The sequence below is a fragment of the Tamlana crocina genome, from assembly GCF_012037625.1.
Window position 1 is genome coordinate 1 of record NZ_JAAVJS010000448.1, and the last position, 373, is coordinate 373.

1 protein-coding gene is annotated in these 373 nt (G+C 50.9%); it reads right to left on the minus strand.

Going from position 1 to position 373, the window contains the following annotated elements; genetic code table 11:
• Window positions 1-373, minus strand: a 373-nt coding sequence (locus tag HC176_RS17535) for a helicase-related protein (protein ID WP_280818718.1), incomplete at both ends; no start/stop codon positions are given.

A 373-nucleotide genomic window follows, 5' to 3' on the forward strand; every position in this document is an offset into this window, starting at 1 on the left:
GCGTTGTTGATAAAGATGGTGTTGGCATTCGGTACGTCGAGTCCGCTTTCCACGATAGTGGTGGAAACCAGCACGTCGAATTCCCCGTTCATAAACCTTAGCATGAGTTGCTCCAGCTTCTTCCCTTCCATCTGCCCATGCCCTATCCCGATCTTGGCATCGGGCACCAGCCGCTGGATCATTCCGGCGACTTCCTTGATGTTTTCCACCCTGTTATGGATAAAGAATATCTGTCCGCCCCGCTGAATCTCATAAGAGATCGCATCGCGAATAGTCTCTTCGGAAAATCTTATCACGTGCGACTCTATGGGATACCGGTTTGGCGGCGGAGTAGTAATCGTAGAAAGATCCCTCGCGGCCATCAAACTGAACT